This is a genomic window from Candidatus Regiella endosymbiont of Tuberolachnus salignus (genome assembly GCF_964020115.1).
In the GTDB taxonomy this organism is placed as follows: Bacteria; Pseudomonadota; Gammaproteobacteria; order Enterobacterales; family Enterobacteriaceae; genus Regiella; species Regiella insecticola.
Map to the genome: position 1 here is coordinate 2,102,954 of NZ_OZ026542.1, position 20,975 is coordinate 2,123,928.

Annotated in this window: 21 protein-coding genes; 12 read left to right on the plus strand and 9 right to left on the minus strand. The window is 42.5% G+C overall.

The genetic code is table 11. From position 1 onward, the window contains the following. Positions 1 to 64 precede the first annotated feature (64 nt). Both AACL30_RS10415 and AACL30_RS10420 read right to left on the minus strand, forming a co-directional pair. Positions 65 to 358, minus strand: coding sequence for a hypothetical protein (locus AACL30_RS10415; RefSeq protein ID WP_339056598.1), 294 nt, complete (start codon positions 356 to 358; stop codon positions 65 to 67). A 387-nt stretch (positions 359 to 745) separates the two neighbouring features. Next, the gene (locus tag AACL30_RS10420) at positions 746 to 898 is read right to left on the minus strand and encodes a Hok/Gef family protein (RefSeq protein ID WP_141553656.1); all 153 of its coding nucleotides are present in this window, start codon (positions 896 to 898) and stop codon (positions 746 to 748) included. Between the two features lie 61 nt (positions 899 to 959). On the opposite strand from AACL30_RS10420, the gene AACL30_RS10425 reads away from it, so the two are divergent. Continuing rightward, the gene (locus AACL30_RS10425) at positions 960 to 1,247 is read left to right on the plus strand and encodes a hypothetical protein (protein ID WP_339056599.1); all 288 of its coding nucleotides are present in this window, start codon (positions 960 to 962) and stop codon (positions 1,245 to 1,247) included. Here the strand turns inward: AACL30_RS10425 and AACL30_RS10430 are convergent. Together AACL30_RS10430 and AACL30_RS10435 are read right to left on the minus strand one after the other, a co-directional pair. Beyond that, positions 1,237 to 1,389 (minus strand): Hok/Gef family protein, encoded by a 153-nt coding sequence (locus AACL30_RS10430; RefSeq protein ID WP_141553656.1) that lies wholly within the window; start codon positions 1,387 to 1,389, stop codon positions 1,237 to 1,239. The genes AACL30_RS10425 and AACL30_RS10430 overlap by 11 nt on opposite strands. A 422-nt stretch (positions 1,390 to 1,811) precedes the next feature. Then, positions 1,812 to 1,964 carry a Hok/Gef family protein gene (locus AACL30_RS10435; RefSeq protein ID WP_339056600.1) on the minus strand — a complete coding sequence of 51 codons (153 nt, stop codon included), beginning with the start codon at positions 1,962 to 1,964 and terminating at the stop codon, positions 1,812 to 1,814. Positions 1,965 to 2,591: 627 nt separating this feature from the next. On the opposite strand from AACL30_RS10435, the gene cyoA reads away from it, so the two are divergent. Genes cyoA through AACL30_RS10470 form a run of 7 tightly spaced genes read left to right on the plus strand, consistent with a single transcriptional unit; the run spans position 2,592 to position 9,017 of the window. After that, positions 2,592 to 3,533, plus strand: a complete 942-nt coding sequence (cyoA, locus tag AACL30_RS10440; RefSeq protein WP_339056601.1) for a cytochrome o ubiquinol oxidase subunit II — start codon at positions 2,592 to 2,594, stop codon at positions 3,531 to 3,533. Positions 3,534 to 3,536: 3 nt separating this feature from the next. Beyond that, positions 3,537 to 5,573, plus strand: a complete 2,037-nt coding sequence (gene cyoB, locus AACL30_RS10445) for a cytochrome o ubiquinol oxidase subunit I (RefSeq protein ID WP_339056602.1) — start codon at positions 3,537 to 3,539, stop codon at positions 5,571 to 5,573. Beyond that, positions 5,563 to 6,195: a cytochrome o ubiquinol oxidase subunit III gene (locus AACL30_RS10450; RefSeq protein WP_339056603.1), complete on the plus strand. Its 633-nt coding sequence runs from the start codon at positions 5,563 to 5,565 to the stop codon at positions 6,193 to 6,195. The genes cyoB and AACL30_RS10450 overlap by 11 nt, the downstream gene beginning before the upstream one ends. Beyond that, positions 6,196 to 6,522, plus strand: coding sequence for a cytochrome o ubiquinol oxidase subunit IV (locus AACL30_RS10455; protein WP_006705177.1), 327 nt, complete (start codon positions 6,196 to 6,198; stop codon positions 6,520 to 6,522). Positions 6,523 to 6,527: 5 nt separating this feature from the next. Next, entirely contained in the window at positions 6,528 to 6,722 is a 195-nt protein-coding gene (locus tag AACL30_RS10460; RefSeq protein WP_039908007.1) for a hypothetical protein, read from the plus strand. Continuing rightward, entirely contained in the window at positions 6,722 to 7,594 is an 873-nt protein-coding gene (gene cyoE / locus AACL30_RS10465) for a heme o synthase (RefSeq protein ID WP_339056604.1), read from the plus strand. Before AACL30_RS10460 ends, cyoE begins: the two co-directional genes overlap by 1 nt. A gap of 37 nt (positions 7,595 to 7,631) precedes the next feature. Continuing rightward, the gene (locus AACL30_RS10470; RefSeq protein WP_339058456.1) at positions 7,632 to 9,017 is read left to right on the plus strand and encodes an MFS transporter; all 1,386 of its coding nucleotides are present in this window, start codon (positions 7,632 to 7,634) and stop codon (positions 9,015 to 9,017) included. A gap of 73 nt (positions 9,018 to 9,090) precedes the next feature. On the opposite strand, the gene AACL30_RS10475 is transcribed toward AACL30_RS10470, so the two are convergent. After that, on the minus strand, positions 9,091 to 10,212 hold the full coding sequence (locus AACL30_RS10475; protein ID WP_339056605.1) for a hypothetical protein: 1,122 nt from the start codon (positions 10,210 to 10,212) through the stop codon (positions 9,091 to 9,093). Between the two features lie 169 nt (positions 10,213 to 10,381). Next, positions 10,382 to 10,873, minus strand: a complete 492-nt coding sequence (locus tag AACL30_RS10480) for a YajQ family cyclic di-GMP-binding protein (RefSeq protein WP_339056606.1) — start codon at positions 10,871 to 10,873, stop codon at positions 10,382 to 10,384. Positions 10,874 to 11,027: 154 nt separating this feature from the next. On the opposite strand from AACL30_RS10480, the gene AACL30_RS10485 reads away from it, so the two are divergent. Further along, positions 11,028 to 14,336 carry an inverse autotransporter beta domain-containing protein gene (locus tag AACL30_RS10485; protein WP_339056607.1) on the plus strand — a complete coding sequence of 1,103 codons (3,309 nt, stop codon included), beginning with the start codon at positions 11,028 to 11,030 and terminating at the stop codon, positions 14,334 to 14,336. Positions 14,337 to 14,379: 43 nt separating this feature from the next. On the opposite strand, the gene thiI is transcribed toward AACL30_RS10485, so the two are convergent. Beyond that, positions 14,380 to 15,840, minus strand: a complete 1,461-nt coding sequence (gene thiI, locus AACL30_RS10490) for a tRNA uracil 4-sulfurtransferase ThiI (protein ID WP_339056608.1) — start codon at positions 15,838 to 15,840, stop codon at positions 14,380 to 14,382. 224 nt (positions 15,841 to 16,064) lie between these two features. Here thiI and xseB point away from each other — a divergent pair, with 224 nt between their 5' ends. From xseB to dxs, 3 genes are all read left to right on the plus strand, one after another. Then, a complete protein-coding gene (gene xseB, locus AACL30_RS10495) occupies positions 16,065 to 16,340 on the plus strand; it encodes an exodeoxyribonuclease VII small subunit (protein ID WP_339058457.1) in 276 nt (91 codons plus the stop codon). Between the two features lie 4 nt (positions 16,341 to 16,344). Further along, entirely contained in the window at positions 16,345 to 17,286 is a 942-nt protein-coding gene (gene ispA / locus AACL30_RS10500) for a (2E,6E)-farnesyl diphosphate synthase (protein WP_339056609.1), read from the plus strand. Between the two features lie 98 nt (positions 17,287 to 17,384). Continuing rightward, positions 17,385 to 19,256 (plus strand): 1-deoxy-D-xylulose-5-phosphate synthase, encoded by a 1,872-nt coding sequence (gene dxs, locus AACL30_RS10505; RefSeq protein WP_339056610.1) that lies wholly within the window; start codon positions 17,385 to 17,387, stop codon positions 19,254 to 19,256. Positions 19,257 to 19,301: 45 nt separating this feature from the next. Here the strand turns inward: dxs and AACL30_RS10510 are convergent, their stop codons facing one another. Both AACL30_RS10510 and ndk read right to left on the minus strand, forming a co-directional pair. Next, a complete protein-coding gene (locus AACL30_RS10510) occupies positions 19,302 to 20,423 on the minus strand; it encodes a bifunctional tRNA (adenosine(37)-C2)-methyltransferase TrmG/ribosomal RNA large subunit methyltransferase RlmN (protein WP_339056611.1) in 1,122 nt (373 codons plus the stop codon). A 23-nt stretch (positions 20,424 to 20,446) separates the two neighbouring features. Next, positions 20,447 to 20,881, minus strand: coding sequence for a nucleoside-diphosphate kinase (ndk, locus tag AACL30_RS10515; protein WP_339056612.1), 435 nt, complete (start codon positions 20,879 to 20,881; stop codon positions 20,447 to 20,449). Between the last annotated feature and the right edge of the window lie 94 nt (positions 20,882 to 20,975).

The window sequence follows — 20,975 nt, forward strand, 5'->3', positions numbered from 1 at the left end:
TTTTCCCAATACTGTAATTAACATTAAATTTTTATTAAGCATAATAATATACATACTATTATTTTCATCTATCTTTTTCGTTTCCGTATACGCTTAATTTAAGTTCTGTTACTTCTGGCGTGTGAAGAAATAGTAAAGGGATTAAAGATAAATAAGGAAGATTGAGCTTAGCCTGCCCATTTGCGACACATCTCACCAAATTCTGTAGACAATTAACTTTAAATACTGGAGAGACACGAATATTTGTTTTATCTATCAGGCGTTTCTGGTAAAGGGAAGTATTTACACCTTTCGCCTTTGAAACCTCCGCGTTGTTGGCTGCGGGAGTCGCCCGAATCACATAGTAGTCTACGCTCATCGGTCTCACTTCCTGGCCGCCTAGCGGAAACTTGAAGGACTGGAGTATAGAGCCTATTTGAAATCTTCTTTGAGCTGTGCTCAATTGATGAAAAAAAGCGCAATTCTTTTTTATCTTAATGTTTTGACGAAGTATCAGCGAGCACAAGAGATTTCGAATAGGCTCTTACCATACAGGTGAACACCAGTATCGTTACACAAATAACGATAAGTCCATACAAAATAAGTCTTCGTGACATAATAGCATGCTTGTCTTTGAGTTCATTTTTTTCTGTGAGGGGAGAGGATCTGAGGCGCAGCACACAACTAAAAGTAAGCAGAAAAGGTTGGGTGCTCAAGTGTCACATGTCTTTCACCGAAAAGGCGGGGCGCGAACCCCGCCTCGCGGTTAGCTCTTAAATTCGTAGTTCAGGAACACCGCTACCTCCGTGTTACCTTGTTTGATACGTAACTCACACAGTGAATCGCGTATCAGCAAGGTGAAAAGTAAAATTGTGATACAAATCACAATTAAACCGGATAACGCGAATTTTCGCGGCATTCTGACCTCCGATTGCATTTCTGCAGTTAAGAGGCTATCCTTACGTTGTGTAGACATATAGATGGCCTCGAGTTTAATTAAAAAAATTCTCGGGGCTTTCGTCTTTCTGTCCGTCACGACCGCTCAAGACAGAAAGTCTCAAGCACCCAACGGCATCTTAACAGAATTCTTTTTCAGCGCCACCTTCTCCTTCCCACTCAATGCTTTGAGTTCATTTTTTTCTGTGAGGGGAGAGGATCTGGGGCGCAGCGCACAACTAAAAGTAAGCAGAAAAGGTTGGGTGCTCAAGTGTCACATGTCTTTCACCGAAAAGGCGGGGCGCGAACCCCGCCTCGCGGTTAGCTCTTAAATTCGTAGTTCAGGAACACCGCTACCTCCGTGTTACCTTGTTTGATACGTAACTCACACAGTGAATCGCGTATCAGCAAGGTGAAAAGTAAAATTGTGATACAAATCACAATTAAACCGGATAACGCGAATTTTCGCGGCATTCTGACCTCCGATTGCATTTCTGCAGTTAAGAGGCTATCCTTATGTTCTGTGGACATATTGGAGCCTCGGGTTAATTAAGAAAATTACTCGGGGCTTTCGTCTTTCTGCCTATCACGACTGCTCAAAGCAAAAAGCCTCAAGCACCCAACCGCATCTTAACAGAATTCCTTTTCAGCACCACCTTCTCCTTCCCACTCAATGCTATCTGACCCTAGGTGCTAACGATCGCTTCCCTATCACACAGCCAAACAGGAAGAAATAGCATGCTTGTCTTTGGATTCATTTTTTTCTGTGAGGGGAAAGGATCCGGGGCGCAGCAGCGCACAACTAAAAGTAAGTTAAGTAGAGAGGGGTTGGGTGCTTAAAAACTCGCATGCAACAGCAGCAAAACGGCGGGAGTCACCTCCCGCCAGAGTTGCTCTTAACGTTTTGCTTCGTAGGCTAAAACGGCAGAAAACTCTGTGTTTCCTTGTTTGATACTTAGTTCACAAAGTGAACCTCTTACCATCCAGGTGAACACCAGTATGGTTACACAAATAACGATAAGTCCATACAAAATAAGTCTTCGTGACATTTTAGCCTCCGGTTGCATTACTGCGGTTAAGAGGCTACTCTTATGTTGTTGGAGCATTCGAGAGCCTCAGGTTAATTGAAAAATAACTTGGGGCTTTTGTCTTCCTGCCTATCACGACTGCTCAAAGCAAAAAGCCTCAAGCACCCAACCGCATCTTAACAGAATTCTTTTTCAGCACCACCTTCTCCTTCCCACTCAATGCTATACCCTTCGTCTTTGAAGTTGCCTTCGGCTGCCAGGGCGACCGACCGATGAGCGTAGATATACCATGAGGCGAGCACCCGCAGCCAACAACACGGCGTCTGCAAAGACGAAGGGTATATCTTAAATTAAGCTTATTTACAGTCCAATAACCTTGCCGTAGAATGGCCGTTTATCCGATGCGCCGTGAAACCCTGTCCTTCAAAGACAAGGATATACCCATCGCCTTTGAAGTTTCCTTCGGCTGCCAGGGGGTGAGGCCGATGAGCGTAGACATACCATGAGGCGAGAGCTGGCAGCCAACAACACGGCGGCTTCAAAGGCGATGAGTATAGATGATATCAATAAATTCAAAGCGCCAAAGACGCGCAACAATCAGTTTCGAGCGAAATTTCATCGCACTATTTTTGTTATTGGGGTCGTTAGATGGGACTGAAAAGTAACATTAAAAACATAGGAATGTTTTTTTTATTAGTAGCCACAATCATGTTGGGTGGTTGTGATACTGTGTTAATGGATCCTAAGGGTGCTATCGGAGTTGAACAAAAAAAATTGATACTGATGGCTACCGGTTTGATGTTAATCGTGGTCATCCCGGTTATTTTGATGACCTTTTTTTTCGTATGGAAGTTTCGTGCTACCAATAAAAATGCCACTTACAAGCCTAACTGGTGCCACTCTAACAAGATAGAGTTTGTTGTTTGGACAGTGCCAATCATTATCATTGTTATTTTGGCAGTAATAACTTGGCGAACCAGCCATGAGCTTGATCCTTACAAACCCCTTGTTAGCGATAAACAACCTGTCACTATTGAAGTGATTTCACTTGATTGGAAATGGCTATTTATCTACCCCGAGCAAGGTATTGCCACCGTCAATGAATTAGCCTTTCCAACTCATGTCCCCGTGAATTTTAAAATCACCTCTAACTCGGTAATGAATGCGTTTTTTATCCCTCAGTTAGGCGGGCAAATTTACGCGATGGCGGGAATGCAAACCAAATTGCATCTCATTGCTAATGAAGCGGGTCAATACAAAGGCATCTCCAGTAGTTACAGTGGTGCCGGCTTCTCAGGTATGAAATTTACCGCTATCGCTACGCCTACAGAAGCAGATTTTGATCAATGGGTCGCTCAAGTGAAAGCCTCACCAGACGCTTTAAAAGATACAGCTGATTTTGATGCATTAGCGCTGCCCAGTGAAAATAATCCCGTTCAATACTTTTCTAGTGTGAAATCCGAACTATTTAATGAAACGATTAACAAATTTATGGGTGATATGCATATGCATAATGGCAGTCATATGAACGAAAACATGCATAAAGACACACATAAAAGTGAACATGCTCACCTAGAGGCCGAGGAATAAAAGATGTTAGGAAAATTAACACTTGACGCGGTGCCGTTTCACGAACCTATCGTTATGGTAACCCTTGCGATCGTTATGCTGGCTGGATTGGCGCTGACAGCGGCCTTAACCTACTTTGGCAAGTGGAAATGGCTATGGAGCGAATGGTTGACTTCAGTTGACCATAAAAAAATCGGTATTATGTATATCATCGTTGCCATGGTCATGCTGCTGCGTGGTTTTGCTGATGCGATTATGATGCGGAGCCAGCAAGCGCTTTCTTCAGCGGGAGAAGCGGGGTTTTTGCCCCCTCATCACTACGATCAAATTTTTACCGCCCATGGCGTGATCATGATTTTTTTTATGGCGATGCCTTTTATCGTCGGTTTGATGAATATTGTGGTGCCTTTACAGATCGGAGCACGTGATGTTGCCTATCCATTTTTAAATTCACTGAGCTTTTGGTTGTTTGTCGTCGGTGTACTCTTGATTAACATATCGCTTGGCGTGGGTGAATTTGCACAAACGGGATGGTTGGCTTATCCACCGTTATCAGCTAAAGAATATAATCCAGGCGTTGGGGTCGATTATTGGATATGGAGTCTGCAAATATCTGGCCTCGGTACCTTGCTGGCAGGTGTCAACTTTTTCGCTACCATTCTTAGAATGCGAGCACCTGGCATGTCGATGATGCAAATGCCAGTGTTCACCTGGACAGCACTCTGTTCGAATATTTTAATCATCGTTGCCTTTCCCATCCTGACAGTGACTATCGCGTTACTGACGTTAGATCGCTACCTTGGCACTCATTTCTTTACTAACGATATGGGTGGCAACATGATGATGTATATCAACCTGATTTGGGCCTGGGGCCATCCGGAAGTTTACATTCTCGTTCTGCCCGCATTTGGTATATTTTCTGAAGTAACCGCCACTTTTTGCCGGAAACGTTTATTTGGCTACACCTCATTAGTCTGGGCGACCATTGTTATTACCATTCTCTCCTTTGTCGTTTGGTTACACCATTTTTTCACTATGGGATCAGGTGCTAACGTTAACGCTTTCTTTGGTATCGCCACTATGATTATTTCTATACCCACTGGGGTGAAAATCTTCAATTGGCTGTTTACCATGTACCAAGGTCGTATCCAATTCAATTCTGCTATGCTGTGGACTATCGGATTTATTGTTACCTTTACCGTGGGTGGTATGACTGGCGTGCTACTGGCGGTACCAGGTGCCAATTTTGTTCTACATAACAGCTTATTTCTAATTGCTCACTTCCATAATGTGATTATTGGAGGGGTTGTGTTTGGTTGTTTCGCCGGTTTGACTTATTGGTTTCCAAAATCTTTTGGTTTTACACTCGATGAAAAATGGGGGATCCGCGCATTCTGGTTCTGGCTCGTTGGTTTCTTTGTCGCCTTTATGCCGCTGTACATTTTAGGCTTTATGGGGATGACGCGACGCCTGAGCCAAGATATTAACCCAGAATTTCATCCGATGTTGATGGTCGCGACCGGCGGCGCCTTGCTGATCGCCTGCGGGATTTTATGTCAGCTCATCCAAATTTTTGTCAGCATTCGTGATCGTGAAAAAAATCGCGATCTCACCGGTGATCCCTGGAATGCACGGACATTAGAATGGGCGACTTCTTCTCCTCCTCCATTTTATAACTTCGCGCTAGTGCCACAAATTCATGATCGTGATGAATTCTGGCGGATGAAAGAAAATGCTGAGGCTTACCCGTTTTTGGCCTCGCCAGACACAGCGAAATCCGATGTTATCAAACCAAACTCCGCAAAATATGAACCCATCCATATGCCAAAAAATACTGGAGCAGGCGTGATTATTGCTGGGTTTAGCTTGATCTTCGGTTTTGCGATGATTTGGTATATCTGGTGGTTAGCTATTGTCGGTCTGATTGGCGCTATGGTTACTTGGATTATAAAAAGCTTCGATGAAGATGTGGATTACTATGTACCCATTGACGAAGTAGCCCGTATAGAGAGTCAACATCATGAACAAATCAGCAAAGCAGGCGTGAATTATGTCAACTGAAACTCTGGCGCACCCTAATAATATCACCCATCATAATAGTATTCATTCAGAGCACCATCACCAGGACATGGGCGCCATTAAGGTATTCGGTTTCTGGATTTACTTAATGAGCGATTGCATTTTATTTGCAGCGCTATTTGCAACCTATGCTGTGTTAGTCAATGGCATAGCAGATGGACCAAGCGGTAAAGATATTTTTGATCTGCGATTCGTATTGATAGAAACCTTCTTGCTGTTATTGAGTAGCATCACTTACGGTATCGCAATGCTCGGCATCAATAAAGGCTGTAAAAATCAAGTTAACATTTGGTTGGCATTGACTTTTATTTTGGGGCTGGGTTTTGTCGCGATGGAAATTTTTGAATTCCATGAACTCATTGCTGAAGGCTATGGCCCGGATCGCAGCGCTTTTTTATCGAGCTTCTTCGCATTGGTGGCCACTCACGGTATCCATGTCAGCGCCGGTTTGATCTGGATCATTATTATGATAATTCAAGTCATGAGACGGGGTTTAAACACCACAAATCAAACGCGGTTGATGTGTCTGAGCTTATTTTGGCATTTTCTTGATGTGGTCTGGATCTGCGTATTCACCATTGTTTATTTGTTGGGAGCAATGTAAATGATTGATACTACTGACCATGCTGGGGCGAGTCATGGAAGTTTGAAGTCCTATTTGATTGGCTTCGTGCTGTCCATTATTCTGACCGTGATTCCGTTTGCCATGGTGATGAGCAATACTGCTTCTCATACTCTTATTCTTACTACGGTAGTGGCTTTAGCGATCGTGCAAATTATCGTACATCTAGTCTATTTCTTACATATGAATGGCTCATCGGAAGAGCGTTGGAATTTAGGCGCTTTTTTATTCACCATCTTGGTAATAGCTATTATTGTTGTTGGCTCACTTTGGATTATGTATAACCTTAATATCAATATGATGCCCTAACTAATATGATGATCAATAAAAGCGTATTTGAAATCGCCGTTGAGCTACCGCTACGCTCAGTTGAAAAAAAAATGGGCGAAAAAGCGCAGTTGCCTTTTTTATACAAAAACAAGGACATCAATGGACGTTTCGAGCCTTTTTTTGACAAGGTATCAGTACACACGAGAGATTTCAAACAGCCTCTAAGAGCTGTATTGTAATGATGAAGCAATACCTACAGATCACTAAACCCGGTATTATTTTTGGTAATTTAATTTCCGTCGTTGGCGGATTTTTGCTAGCGGCACAGGGTAGTGTTGATTATGCTTTATTGCTGGCTACTCTTTTGGGTGTCTCATTAGTTATTGCTTCAGGCTGTGTATTTAATAACTATATTGATCGCGATATCGATAAAATGATGGAAAGAACCAAAAACCGGGCGCTGGTAAAAGGACTTATCGATCCAAAAACCAGCCTGGTTTATGCTTCCCTATTAGGTATTATCGGTGTTTTGTTGCTTTGTTTTATGACTAATGTACTGGCTGTGATATTAGCGGTAATAGGTCTTATTATCTATGTTGGCATTTATAGTCTTTACATGAAACGTCACTCTGTCTACGGTACTTTAGTTGGCAGTTTATCTGGCGCTACACCCCCGGTTATTGGTTATTGCGCCGTTACAGGGCAATTTGATACCGCTGCTTTTATTCTATTCTTCATTTTTTGTGTGTGGCAAATGCCACATTCCTACGCTATTGCTATCTTCCGCATTAAGGATTATCGCGCCGCCAATATTCCTATCTTACCTATCATAAAAGGTATATCGGTCACAAAAAACCACATCACACTTTATATTTTGGCATTTATGGTAGCCACGTTAATGCTAACGTTAAGTGGTTATACCGGATATCACTATTTTATCGTGACCGGCGCAGTAAGCCTTTGGTGGTTCGTTATGGCATTGCGCGGTTATCAAGCAATAGATAATCATCTTTGGGCGAGAAAACTTTTTGTGTTTTCCATCATTGCCATCACCTCATTGAGTATCATGATGTCTATTGATTTTATTAAACCTCTTACCCCAACAGCTTGACGGTGTTTGCAGTTGCAACATGAGATCTATACCCAATATTAACGACAATAAAATGACCTCGTTAGAACTACGTACCACTTGGGGGCTGGGGACGGTTTTTTCACTGCGCATGCTGGGTATGTTTATGCTATTACCTGTGATTAGCATTTATGGCATGACGTTGGAAGGCGCCACTGAATCACTGATTGGTATCGCTATTGGTATTTATGGACTAACGCAGGCGCTGTTGCAAATTCCTCTTGGACTGCTGGCTGATCGTATTGGTCGTAAGCCAATTATCGTTGCTGGATTATTGCTTTTTGCACTTGGCAGCCTGATAGCATTTCTAAGCACCTCTATTTGGGGGATTATCCTGGGACGTGCGTTGCAAGGCTCAGGTGCCATCTCGGCGGCAGTAATGGCTTTGTTGTCTGATCTCACTCGTGAGCAAAACCGCACTAAAGCGATGGCGTTTATCGGCGTTAGTTTTGGCGTTACTTTTGCCGGTGCTATGGTGTTGGGACCTATTTTTACCCATGCTTTTGGCCTACAAAATTTATTTTTCGGCATGGCTTTACTCGCTTTATTGGCTATCGTTATTACTTTATTCGCGGTACCTTCTCCTAATACCCCTATTTTAAATCGCGAGTCGAATATTGTTAAAAGCAGTATCAATAAAGTGATTAAAAATCGGCGTTTATTAAAACTCAATTTCGGTATTATGTCCTTGCATGCGCTATTAATGTCGAGTTTTGTTGTCGTGCCGCAAGTGATGGCAAATGCCGGATTAGCGCCAACTCAACATTGGCAAGTGTATCTGGTGACTATGCTAATTTCCTTTGCCGCAGTGGTGCCTGTCATTATCTATGCGGAACTGCAACGAAAAATAAAACAGGTCTTCATTACGGCTGTCGCATTATTGTTAGTCGCAGAAATAATATGGTGGAAAGCAGAGCAACATCTTTGGGTCATCATTGCCGCAGTGCAATTATTTTTTATTGCTTTTAACGTAATGGAGGCGATTTTACCTTCACTGATTAGCAAAGAAGCCCCTGTAGGCTATAAAGGTACAGCGATGGGAATTTACGCCACCAGTCAATTTGTTGGCGTTGCTATTGGCGGTAGTATGGGGGGGTGGATATTGGGTCTGGCAGGGATTGAAACTGTATTTTTAGCCGGAGGATTGCTTGCGCTGTTATGGCTTACTGTTAGTTGTACTATGCAAGAGCCGCCTTACGTCAGCAGCCTACGCATTATCCTGCCTTCATCAGCGATACAAAATAGCATAACACTAGAGCGATGTATCAAAGAGCAGCCCGGAGTAACAGAAGTGATGGTAGTAAAAACGGAAAAAAGCATTTACGTAAAAGTGGATACCAAACAAACGACTCGCCGTCAGCTAGAGCAATTAGTTAATAATTATAGCCGAATCAGTTTAATTTGATGCAAGGCGAACACCCGCAGCCAATAGCGCGACAGCTTCAAAGGCGAAGGGTATAACAGATGAAAATATACGATTAGATACCGCGAGGCGTAGATGCGCTAAGTTTTGCTATAAATTGAGACTTATCTTCCTCAGAAAAAAACGGATTTTGTTTTATTTTTTCTTCCGAAATGTGCCCTAACATGGCCAAACGGTGGGGTTCATCAACCGTTGAGGATAAATATAATTCAATGACAACGCCTTCATATTTAGTCTGATCTTCTATTTTCTTATTTATTTTAGCCAAAAAATTTTCGAGGATTTCTTTAATTTTAGTCTCTTTATTGAATGCATTATCTTCATCTTTATTTAAAATATTATCAATATCTGCTTCGGCACGATTAACCATAAAATTAATATATCTTTTATGATCTTTAAATTTATATTGAAAATTCTCAGAAACCAAGCGGCTACAGAGCGCGATCTCCGTTGCAAATGATAATAATATGCAGGAAATCGCTATGGCTGTGAAAACATTTTTTTGATTGGCATAAACTTCATCATTATAATTAACCTTCTCTTCATAAGAAGCTAAATTTTCATAATGAGGAGGGAGAGTCTCCGGACAAACTATTTTATAATCTGGAGTAGGATCAGTCATTTGTTCTAATTTAATAATATTATTCATTTTTTTAATAAGATCAGGAAAATTAAAACCAATGTCATTAACTTCTTTAAAAATATTCTGCAAGTTAATATAGGGAAAGTTTATAGTAAAGGTTTTAAAGTTTTCTTTAAAATATTTATAATCTGAAAAATCAGATAAATTACTTGAAATCAAAACATCACCTTTATGCTTCATGTGCACACTAAGCGGGCTGCTGCCACGAAAATGAGTATCAAAATTAACGGTGAATTCAATATTTTCTTTTTCATATCTTGGCATCAAATCATAGAGAACATGCATTACATTTAGTGCATTATACATTCCATCCTTATTCTCAATCGCTTGACTCAGCATAATATATTCAGTTTTACTGAGTTTCATACCTAATTTTTTTTTCAACCATTCAAACCATTTTCTAAATACCGTTGCACTGAATTTAGTTCCTTTATTTTTTATTCTAAATATATCCCACTCATTCAGTGTTGATGAAAAATCAGAAGAAGATAAGGGTAAATAAGAATAAGAAAAACCATCAGAATGATTAGGCATTGTTTTCCTATTTAATTAAATAATAATAGTTATTTTATAGTAGAAAAAATTTAACTAATCAACCACACTTCATCAAACAGCGTCGGTAATCTTTATGGTAAATACCCTTCGCCTTTGCTGCCTAGCGGCAACTTCAAAGACGAAGGGTATATTTACTGTGAGAGAAAAATTAATCACGAAAATTATTGAATTGAAAAGGTTGCCCCAAATCTGCCCCGCGAATCAATGCCATCACCCCTTGTAGATCATCACGGGATTTCCCTGTGACTCTGACTTGTTCACCTTGGATTTGTGTTTGAACTTTCAACTTACTGTCTTTAATCAGCTTTACCAATTTTTTTGCCAGTAAACTTTCAATGCCTTGTTTTAGTTTGGCTTCTACACTGTAGGTTTTACCGCTGTGGATAATGTCTTGCGAGATATCCAATACCGCCCCTTCAATCCCTCTTTTGGCCAGTTTTTCACGCAAAATATCGACTAATTGTTTAACTTGAAAATCCGATTCACAAGCAACTTTAATGCTTTCGCTTTTTTCATTAAACTCAAAACTGGCGGGAATATTACGAAAATCCCAACGAGTACTTAAATCACGGGTGGCGTTTTCTACTGCATTGCGCACTTCTTGCATATCGATTTCAGAAACAATATCAAACGAGGGCATATTCTCTCCTGTAGGTTGTATTTTATTTTTATGTTTTTTAAAAATTTATTATTTTTAGCCTGTTTCTGGCAAATAGACACTATGGCACTACACTTAAACTTATTTAATTCATGGCACTACCCGTACTACAGGGAAATACTTGATAAGGACGTTTATGCTGCTTTTTTTTAAAGCTACAGTTTTATTGCTAAAAAATCACCCTAAAAAACCTGTTGATAGGATCTATGCCAATTTAAAAAAACAGTCCCGCCTTTTGCGAAGTATAACCTGGGTTAATATTGTCTTTCAGCTGTTATTTCCATTGAGTCTTTATTTTTCACCATTAATGATTATGGCCAATAGTGATGCCACTTCATTTTCAGATAAAAATACGCATTATTTTGAAGAAAAGACCGCTGATACCCAATTAGCTACTGTCGTAATGAAAACAGGCTCCTTATTATCAAGCAGTAATACCACTGATGCGGCCATTAATATGGCGCGATCAGCGTTGTTGACGCAAGCGAATACCTCAATTCAGCAATGGCTCAAACAATTTGGCACCGCGCGAGTACAATTCAATGTTAATGATCATTTTCATTTAAAGGGAAGTGCGCTCGATCTTCTGCTTCCTCTATACGATAGCCCCCAATCGATGTTATTTACTCAGCTCGGTGCCCGTAATAAAGATAGCCGCAACACCGTCAATATCGGCATGGGAATACGCACCTGGCAAAATCATTGGCTGTTTGGGATGAATACCTTTTTTGATCAAGACGTGACGAATAAAAACCGACGTATTGGGATAGGCGCCGAAATTTGGTCGGATCACCTAAAATTATCCGCCAACCATTATGTCGCCATCACGGATTGGCACTCGTCAGCAGATTTTGCTGATTATAACGAACGGCCAGCGAATGGATACGACATAGGTGCTGAAATGTATTTACCCTTTTATCCACAACTGGGCGGTAAACTGTTATTTGAACAATATCGAGGTAATGATGTCGATTTATGGGGTAAAAGTCAGCGCCAGCGTGATCCTTATGCTATCAGTATGGGGATCAATTATACCCCGATCCCATTAATCACCTTGGGTGCTGAGCATAGAGAAGGAAAAGGAAATAAAAGCGATACGCGTTTTAATCTTCAAATAAATTATCGGATAGGCCAACCCTGGCAAACACAGATCAACCCAACAACAGTAGCAACGATACGGAGCCTGGCCGGTAGCCACTACGATTTGGTAGAGCGCAATAATCATATTGTGTTGGATCATCAAAAACAGCCACTGATCAGCTTAACCTTGCCGAAAAAAATAACCGGGATGGCGAAAAGTAAACAGAGTTTAACCGCGTCGGTCACGACAAAATATGGTCTAGGACGTATTGAATGGAACAGTGCTGCTTTACAGGCGGCGGGAGGAACGGTGCGATCAGTGTCTCCTGTTGCGTTAGAGATCACAATGCCTCCTTATCAGCCAGGCAGCAATAATATTTATACTTTAAGTTCAGTTGCTTATGATAATAAAGGGAATACATCTACCCCTGTTATCGTGCAATTAATGGTAACACCTCAAAATGTCAACGGGCAGCACTCACAAACATGGGCATCATCAGATGCTTTAATTGCTGATGGTCAGTCAACCAGCCATATTTATATCAATTTACGCGATGATAATAATCAACCCATTGAAGGAATGGCGAATCAATTAATTTTAACACCGCGTTTTACCGCAACAGAGAACCCTGAAAATGGGGAAACACTTCCGGGATCACCGATTAAATTAAGTGATATAAAAGAATCGAAACCGGGTAAATATACCACCATCTTAACGGCAGGCACGCAACCAGGGACAATAGAGCTCACCCCGAGTTTGAATAAAAACATATTGCAACCGTACACTGTGAATTTAATGAAAGTTCATAAGCTTAATAAAATTGCTAAATTTGATTTTATAGTTTCCAAAAATAAGATTATTGCCGACAACAATGATGAATCTGTCTTGATTTTTACTGCCAAAGATGCCGATAGCAAGCCCCTTAGTGGATTACCGGTAAGCTTTGAGGTGAGTGATGCCACTGGTACCACACTGAGTAAGATGACGGAGCAAGACGGCGGCATTTACACCGCCACCTTGAAAGGAAGCATTGCAAAAGAAGTGACTATCGAACCCCGCATCGATGGTAATTCAATAGCCGCTATCCCCCCCAAAGCTGTGACCTTAATACAGAAAAAAGTGGAGGGAGTGAATCCAGACACCTCTTCGTTTGTGGTTTCCAAACCGAAGATCCTTGCCGATGGCAATGATGAAACTGTCTTGACCTTTACTGCTAAAGACACCGATAACAAGCCCCTCAGTGGACTAACAGTAAGCTTCAAGGTAAACGACGCCGCTGACACCATACTGAGTAAGGTGACGGAGCAAGACGGCGGCATTTACACCGCTACCTTGAAAGGCAGTGCCGCAAAAGAGGTTACTATCGAACCGCTGATCACAGGCAAATCTATCGGCGTAACCCCACAAAAACTCACTTTGGCGGCGAAAAAAGTGAAAGTGGATGAAGTAAGTCCAGACAAGTCTTCATTTGTGGTTTCCAAACCGAAAATGCTTGCCGATGGCAATGATGAATCTATTTTGACCTTTACTGCTAAAGATGCCGATAACAAACCCCTCAGTGGACTAACAGTAAACTTCAAGGTAAACGACGCCGCTGACACCATACTGAGTAAAGTGACGGAGCAAGACGGCGGCATTTACACCGCTACCTTGAAAGGCAGTGCCGCCAAAGAGGTGACGATTGAGCTACAGATCGCGGGTAAACCCGTCGCTGGGATCCCATCGCCCCGCGTCACATTAAAACCCCAACTGATTTTTACAAAAGTACGGGTCAATGGGGCTGAATTTGATGTTGATCAAGGCTTTCCACAAACCGGGTTTGAAGGGGCTCGTTTTCAATTGCTGGTCAATGGAACAGAGGCTAATAATAAAGACTATGATTGGAGTTCGTCTGATCAGAATGTCTCGGTAGATCAAAATGGTTTTGTGACAATGGTGAGTCCACTCGACCCATTTTCTACCACTGTTAGCATTACGGCGAAAGATAGAGATATACAGAATAATATGCAATCTTATAAATTTACGATAGAAGAATGGTGGATTAATAGTGGTCTTATAAAACTCACCAATAGTAAAGCTGACTCCATTTGTAACAATGGAGGCAACGGTTTTCAATTACCCCTTATATCTTTCATGACCAATGCAACAGAACAGCAAAAAACAAACGCGACTCGTGTCGCTGATCGTATATTATGGAGTGAATGGGGGAGCATGACTCATTATTATGGCTATGGTTGGCAAAGCGATAACTATTGGACACGGGATCCTAGTGGCTATAGTGTTCACTTAGGCAACGGACACGTGATTGAGACCCCAATCACTGCTACTAGCACTAGCTATGTGGCTTGTGTGAAATACTATTAATCTTCAGTGCTCCGCTTCTGACCACGCGGAGCACAATGAGTCGCTAACCGGGCGTCTCATTTTTTTCTTTTTGATACACTTTCACATTGGTAAAACCCTGTTCGCGTAAATCAAGGGCTTGTAAACGGCTCATGATGCCCCGATCACAATACAACAAATAAGTTTTACTCTGATCAAGCGTGCTAAATTGGCTCCTGAGTTTATAAAAGGGCAGAATGTGGACTGGATCTAAATCCAATGGTTTCTCTTCTTGCTCTTCCGGCGCGCGAATATCTAACAAGACATCACCTGCCGTCATTTCAGTGACCGTTTCAATCGGTAATAAAGAGGGATCTTGCTGCGCGATTTCACGAATATCGCTATTTTTAGCTTCACTGACGGCGCGATCGAGTAGAGAAAAATCAAAATGAGACTCTTGCGCTTCAATTTCGGCTTTCACCGCTTTTACCGTCGGGCTTTTGGACATCACACCACAATACTCTGGCATCGTTTTAGCAAATTCTTCAGTACCAATTTCACGCGCCAATCGGATAATCTGTTCTTTATCATGCGCGATTAACGGACGTAAAATCAGCGTATCGGAAACATTGTCGATGACGTTCAAATTGGTCAGCGTCTGGCTGGAAACCTGCCCTAACGCCTCGCCGGTAACGATAGCCTGTACTTTATAACGCTCCGCAATTTTAGTCGCCGCACGTATCATCATCCGTTTCAGCACCACCCCCCTTTGGCTATCGCTCACCTTGGTTAAAATTTCAGCCACAACTTCGGCAAAATCAATACTCACAAAACGCACGCGATGACAACGGCTAAAGCGATGCCACAGATGGTAAGCTACCTGTTTAACCCCCAGTTCATGCGCCACTCCCCCGAGGTTAAAAAAACAAAAATGGACTCGACAACCTCGGCGCATCAGCATATAACTGGATACGCCAGAATCAAAACCACCGGAAATCAATGATAATACGTCTTCTTGCGTACCAATCGGTAAACCACCCAACCCTTGGTGACGAGCTTGGATCAACCCGAGTTGATCTTCATCGATGGTTAAACGTACAGTGACCTGAGGACAGGTTAGATCGACTTTGGTATTTTTAATCTGTTGATTTAATCTAGCACCAACATATCGCTCGACCTCGAGGGAAGAAAACGAATGCTGGCCACGGCGTTTAACCCGTACACAAAAGGTTTTATCGACCAATAGGTCATGGTAACAAGCCAGCGTCTGCGCAGAAATATCCTGCATATCCTTGTAGCTATGCTCCTCAACTTCAAGAATATGGTGGATCCCGGGGAGACGTGTCAGCGCATCACAAATTTGGGGAGCCTGCGCACTATTTTTTGTCCGCACCTCAATATAATCCCAATGACGAACCACCGCCAATGAATCACAGCAGGGCTTCAGTATGTTGCGAATATTAGTGGAAAGGATTTTAATAAAACGTAATCGCACAGACTGGCTTTTGATAGTTATTTCTGGCGACAATTTAATGATAAACTTCATGGCAACCTTTCGTTATTTAATAAGGCGCGAAGTCTATCATCAATAGACTTGTTACAAAAAGCCCATGACTATACCCAATGAATTTCGAGTTACGGCAAGGCGGCAAGGGCGACCGACCGATGAGCGTAGACATACTACGTGATTCGGCGAGCACCCGTAGCCAACGCCGCCGTAACTTGAAAGGCGAAGGGTATAAATGTCTCTATGCACAAAAGCTAACCATTATGCCAAAAAAAACGGTATCACCCGAAATCGCTAAAAAGACCCGCAAGCCAGCTGTTGCCAGTTTTGAAACTTCACTGCGTGAATTGGAACAGATAGTGACCCGTTTAGAGTCAGGAGAATTACCATTGGAAGAGGCGTTAAATGAATTTGAGCGTGGGATACAACTGGCTAAAACAAGCCAACAAACACTGCAACAAGCGGAGCAACGGGTTAAGATCTTACTCAGTGACGATGTTGATAAACCATTAACACCTTTTGTCGTAGAGCCTGAATAAGCGAATGTCTGATCTCAATTTACCAATTGATTTTCATCAACAGCTTACGCTTTATCAGCGGCGCGTTGATGAAAAACTCAAAAATTTTATCCAACCATTGCCTTTTCACAGCCGCCAACTCATAGAAGCCATACGCTATACTGTGCTTTGTGGCGGTAAACGAATACGTCCTTATCTGGTTTACGCTACCGGCAAAATGTTTGGCCTATCACCTGGTAGCTTGGATGTAGCCGCCGCTGCTGTTGAATGCATACATGCTTATTCATTAGTTCATGACGATCTACCGGCAATGGATGATGATAATTTACGTCGTGGACAACCAAGCTGCCATATTAAATTTGGTGAAGCTATTGCTATTTTAGCCGGTGATGCTTTACAGACGCTGGCTTTTTCTCTTTTAGCCGATCAACCGATGCCAAATGTTACTCTCGAAAATCGCCTCAAGATAGTATCTGAACTGGCGAAAGCCATTGGTGCAGGCGGGATGTGTGCTGGTCAAGCCCTCGATTTAGCCGCTGAACATTGCCAAATTTCATTGGCATCATTAGAAAAAATTCATCGCCATAAAACCGGCGCATTGATCCGTGCCGCGGTACGTATCGGCGCATTAGCAGCCGGTGAGCGCAGTGAAAAAACCTTGTCACTGTTAGATGACTATGCCGACGCGATTGGTTTGGCTTTCCAAGTACAAGACGATATTTTAGACATTACCGGTGAGACAGATAGAATGGGTAAACAGCAAGGCGCTGATCAGCAAAGAAACAAAAGCACTTACTCCTCATTGCTCGGCCTTGAAGGGGCAAAAATAAAAGCCAAAAAGTTTTGTCAAGACGCGCAAATAGCACTTGATAGTTTGGCGAGCCAATCACTTCAAGACAGTGGAGCCTCTTACGACACCCGATCACTGCGTGCATTAGCGCTTTTTATTATCCAGCGTGATCGTTAAAATTATTAGACTTCATCATCTGATTCGAAATCTTCTTGAGCGACGCTCAATTGAGGAAACAAGAAGATTTAAAGCCCACAACCTAATACGAGTAACGAATGAGTTTTGATACTGCTAAATACCCGACCCTAGCTCTAGCGGAAAATCCAGAAAAATTGCGCCTATTATCCGAAGATCAATTGCCAACATTATGTGATGAGCTGCGCCAGTATTTACTTGATTGTGTCAGTCTTTCCAGCGGGCATTTTGCCTCAGGATTAGGTGTTGTTGAGCTGACAGTAGCCTTGCATTATGTTTATGAGACTCCCTTTGATAATTTGGTTTGGGATGTGGGTCATCAAGCTTATCCTCATAAAATTCTCACTGGCCGTCGTGAAAACATCACAAAAATTCGGCAAAAAGGCGGATTGCATCCTTTTCCTTGTCGTGAAGAGAGTGAATATGATGCGCTTTCTGTGGGTCATTCTTCAACCTCGATCAGTGCCGGGCTGGGTATGGCGGTAGCGGCAAAACAAGAAAAATCAGAAAAACATACAGTGTGCGTTATCGGTGACGGTGCGATGACAGCAGGCCTGGCTTTTGAAGCGATGAATCATGCTGGGGAAATACACGCGGATATGCTGGTAATACTGAATGACAATGAAATGTCAATTTCAGAAAATGTGGGTGGTCTAAATAATTATTTAGCAAAATTATTATCAAGCAAATGCTACGCTACGCTACGGGAAAGTGGGAAAAAGGCATTTGAGGGGCTGCCACCGATCAAAGCGCTATTAAAACGCACAGAAGAACATCTTAAAGGAATGGTTGTCCCGGGGACATTATTTGAAGAATTGGGATTCAACTACATTGGGCCAATTGATGGGCATAATATTGAAATCCTGATCCCCACACTGAAAAACATACGGCAGCTAAAAGGCCCACAATTGCTGCATATTATCACTAAAAAAGGCAAAGGCTATCCCCCGGCAGAATTAGATCCCATAAGTTGGCATGCAGTACCTAAATTTGATCTGACATCAGGCACTTTGCCCAAAGGAAAACAAGGGCTCCCCACTTACTCCGCCATTTTTGGCGACTGGTTATGCGAAACCGCGGCGGCAGATCCGAAATTAATGGCGATCACGCCTGCCATGCGTGAAGGCTCAGGTATGGTGCGTTTTTCACGCGAATATCCACAACAATATTTTGATGTTGCTATCGCCGAGCAACATGCCATTACTTTTGCTGCCGGTTTGGCGATTGGCGGTTATAAACCGGTGGTCGCTATCTACTCCACGTTTTTACAACGGGCTTATGATCAGTTGATCCACGATATCGCACTACAAAACTTACCCGTGTTATTGGCTATCGACCGGGCAGGTCTGGTCGGTGCCGATGGTCAAACGCATCAAGGGGCTTTTGATCTTTCTTTTATGCGCTGCATTCCGAATATGGTGATCATGACACCCAGTGACGAAAACGAATGCCGCCAAATGTTACATACCGGGTATCTGCATCATGGGCCGGCGGCAGTACGTTATCCGCGCGGTAATGGCACCGGTGTTGAGTTGCAGCCCTTGCAAGCGCTAGCTATTGGTAAAGCGGTCGTGCGCCGCGAAGGAAAAAAAATTGCCATTCTTTGTTTCGGCAGTTTATTAACAGAAGCGGCGCAAGTTGCAAATCAGTTAGATGCAACATTAGTCGATATGCGTTTTATTAAGCCGTTAGATGAGGCCATGGTATTAGAGATCGCGGCTCGCCATCAATTTTTAGTGACAATAGAGGAAAATGTTATTAAAGGAGGGGCAGGCAGTGGCGTCAATGAGCTATTAATGATGACGCAATCACGAATACCCGTGCTAAATATTGGTCTACCTGATCACTTTATTCCGCAGGGAGAACAAAATGAAATGCGCCGTGAATTTGGCCTCGATGCAGCAGGTATTCAACAACAAATAGAAGCAAGACTTAACGGTTTAAAAATTTGATGGCAGTAATTAAAAGGGAATGGACTTCTTGCACCACCCAGTAGGTTATGCAAGAAGTTTAATAGATATACCTTCTTTCGCTATTCTCTTTTTCAATGTCCGTTTAGTACGATCAATCACCTCCCCCGCTAACTGACCGCAAGCCGCGTCGATATCATCACCCCGTGTTTTACGTACAATAGTGGTAAAACCATACTGTATTAACACCTTGGAAAATCGATCCACACGGCTGTTAGAGCTTCGACCATAGGGCGCGCCCGGGAAAGGGTTCCAAGGAATAAGATTAATTTTACAGGGGGTATTTTTTAAACGTTCGGCTAATTGATGAGCTTGCTCGGGACTGTCATTAATATGATCGAGCATCACATATTCAACAGTAACACGCCCTTGATTAGCATTAGATTTCGCCAGATAACGCCGCACTGCCGCTAAAAAAGTGTCGATATTATATTTACGATTAATCGGCACAATTTCATCTCTGATCTCATCCGTCGGTGCATGAAGAGAAATAGCTAAAGCGACGTCGATCATATCACCCAATTTATCTAACGCCGGTACCACACCCGAGGTCGATAGGGTAACGCGGCGTTTGGACAAACCAAAACCGAAATCGTCCATCATAATATCCATCGCTGGCACCACGTTATTTAAGTTCAATAACGGCTCGCCCATGCCCATCATGACTACGTTAGTAATAGGACGCCGACCACTGGATTTTAGCGAGCCGATAATTTTGGCGGCACGCCAGACTTGACCAATAATTTCCGCGACACGTAAGTTACGGCTAAAGCCTTGCTGAGCAGTTGAACAAAACGTACATTCCAACGCGCAACCTACCTGTGAGGAAACACATAAGGTAGCGCGATCAGCTTCTGGGATATAAACCGTTTCAACTTGTTGATCGCCTACTTTAATCGCCCACTTAATGGTACCGTCCGCCGATCGTTGCTCTTGTGCCACTTCCGGGGCGCGAATTTCTGCTATTTGTTGTAACTTGGTGCGTAATACTTTATTGATATCACTCATTTGTTCGAAATCATCGTAACAATAGTGATATATCCATTTCATCACCTGATCAGCACGAAAGGGCTTTTCCCCCATTTCGATAAAAAAATGGCGTAATTGCTGACGATTTAAATCAAGCAGATTGACTTTAGTGCTAACCATGGTAGGGAGTACTCTTAAATTTTTTAGATGACCCGATCATAAAGAATTTCATCGGCGGTAAAAAAATAAGCAATTTCACGTTGAGCCGATCCAACGCTATCAGAGCCATGAACCGCATTGGCGGTAACACTATCAGCGAAATCAGCACGCAGTGTACCGGGTAGAGCCTGCTCCGGATCAGTCGCCCCCATGATGTCACGATGACGTTGTACTGCATTTTCAGCTTCCAGCACCTGTACCATTATCGACCCTGAAGTCATAAAGGCAATCAACGCAGCAAAAAATGGGCGATCTTTGTGTTCCGCGTAAAAACCTTCAGCCTGCTCTTTATTTAAATGCATTTTTTTTGCTGCAACAATTTTAAATCCCGCCGCTTCAAAACGCTCATAAATGGCACCAATGACATTTTTAGCAACGGCATTGGGCTTAATGATCGATAGGGTACGTTCGATAGCCATAACAGCCTCTATTTTTAAAAAGAGGCAGATTATATAGTAGAGCTGCTACAAAACATACTGCTTGGCACCGAGATCGTCGCAAGAGCCCATTCGC

Excerpts from the sequence above, each read along its gene's own strand:
- AACL30_RS10415 (WP_339056598.1), bottom strand. The coding sequence starts at position 358 with ATGAGCGTAGACTACTATGTGATTCGGGCGACTCCCGCAGCCAACAAC.
- AACL30_RS10420 (WP_141553656.1), bottom strand. The coding sequence starts at position 898 with ATGCCGCGAAAATTCGCGTTATCCGGTTTAATTGTGATTTGTATCACA.
- AACL30_RS10425 (WP_339056599.1), top strand. The coding sequence starts at position 960 with ATGGCCTCGAGTTTAATTAAAAAAATTCTCGGGGCTTTCGTCTTTCTG.
- AACL30_RS10430 (WP_141553656.1), bottom strand. The coding sequence starts at position 1,389 with ATGCCGCGAAAATTCGCGTTATCCGGTTTAATTGTGATTTGTATCACA.
- AACL30_RS10435 (WP_339056600.1), bottom strand. The coding sequence starts at position 1,964 with ATGTCACGAAGACTTATTTTGTATGGACTTATCGTTATTTGTGTAACC.
- cyoA (WP_339056601.1), top strand. The coding sequence starts at position 2,592 with ATGGGACTGAAAAGTAACATTAAAAACATAGGAATGTTTTTTTTATTA.
- cyoB (WP_339056602.1), top strand. The coding sequence starts at position 3,537 with ATGTTAGGAAAATTAACACTTGACGCGGTGCCGTTTCACGAACCTATC.
- AACL30_RS10450 (WP_339056603.1), top strand. The coding sequence starts at position 5,563 with ATGTCAACTGAAACTCTGGCGCACCCTAATAATATCACCCATCATAAT.
- AACL30_RS10455 (WP_006705177.1), top strand. The coding sequence starts at position 6,196 with ATGATTGATACTACTGACCATGCTGGGGCGAGTCATGGAAGTTTGAAG.
- AACL30_RS10460 (WP_039908007.1), top strand. The coding sequence starts at position 6,528 with ATGATGATCAATAAAAGCGTATTTGAAATCGCCGTTGAGCTACCGCTA.
- cyoE (WP_339056604.1), top strand. The coding sequence starts at position 6,722 with ATGATGAAGCAATACCTACAGATCACTAAACCCGGTATTATTTTTGGT.
- AACL30_RS10475 (WP_339056605.1), bottom strand. The coding sequence starts at position 10,212 with ATGCCTAATCATTCTGATGGTTTTTCTTATTCTTATTTACCCTTATCT.
- AACL30_RS10480 (WP_339056606.1), bottom strand. The coding sequence starts at position 10,873 with ATGCCCTCGTTTGATATTGTTTCTGAAATCGATATGCAAGAAGTGCGC.
- AACL30_RS10485 (WP_339056607.1), top strand. The coding sequence starts at position 11,028 with ATGCTGCTTTTTTTTAAAGCTACAGTTTTATTGCTAAAAAATCACCCT.
- thiI (WP_339056608.1), bottom strand. The coding sequence starts at position 15,840 with ATGAAGTTTATCATTAAATTGTCGCCAGAAATAACTATCAAAAGCCAG.
- xseB (WP_339058457.1), top strand. The coding sequence starts at position 16,065 with ATGCCAAAAAAAACGGTATCACCCGAAATCGCTAAAAAGACCCGCAAG.
- ispA (WP_339056609.1), top strand. The coding sequence starts at position 16,345 with ATGTCTGATCTCAATTTACCAATTGATTTTCATCAACAGCTTACGCTT.
- dxs (WP_339056610.1), top strand. The coding sequence starts at position 17,385 with ATGAGTTTTGATACTGCTAAATACCCGACCCTAGCTCTAGCGGAAAAT.
- AACL30_RS10510 (WP_339056611.1), bottom strand. The coding sequence starts at position 20,423 with ATGGTTAGCACTAAAGTCAATCTGCTTGATTTAAATCGTCAGCAATTA.
- ndk (WP_339056612.1), bottom strand. The coding sequence starts at position 20,881 with ATGGCTATCGAACGTACCCTATCGATCATTAAGCCCAATGCCGTTGCT.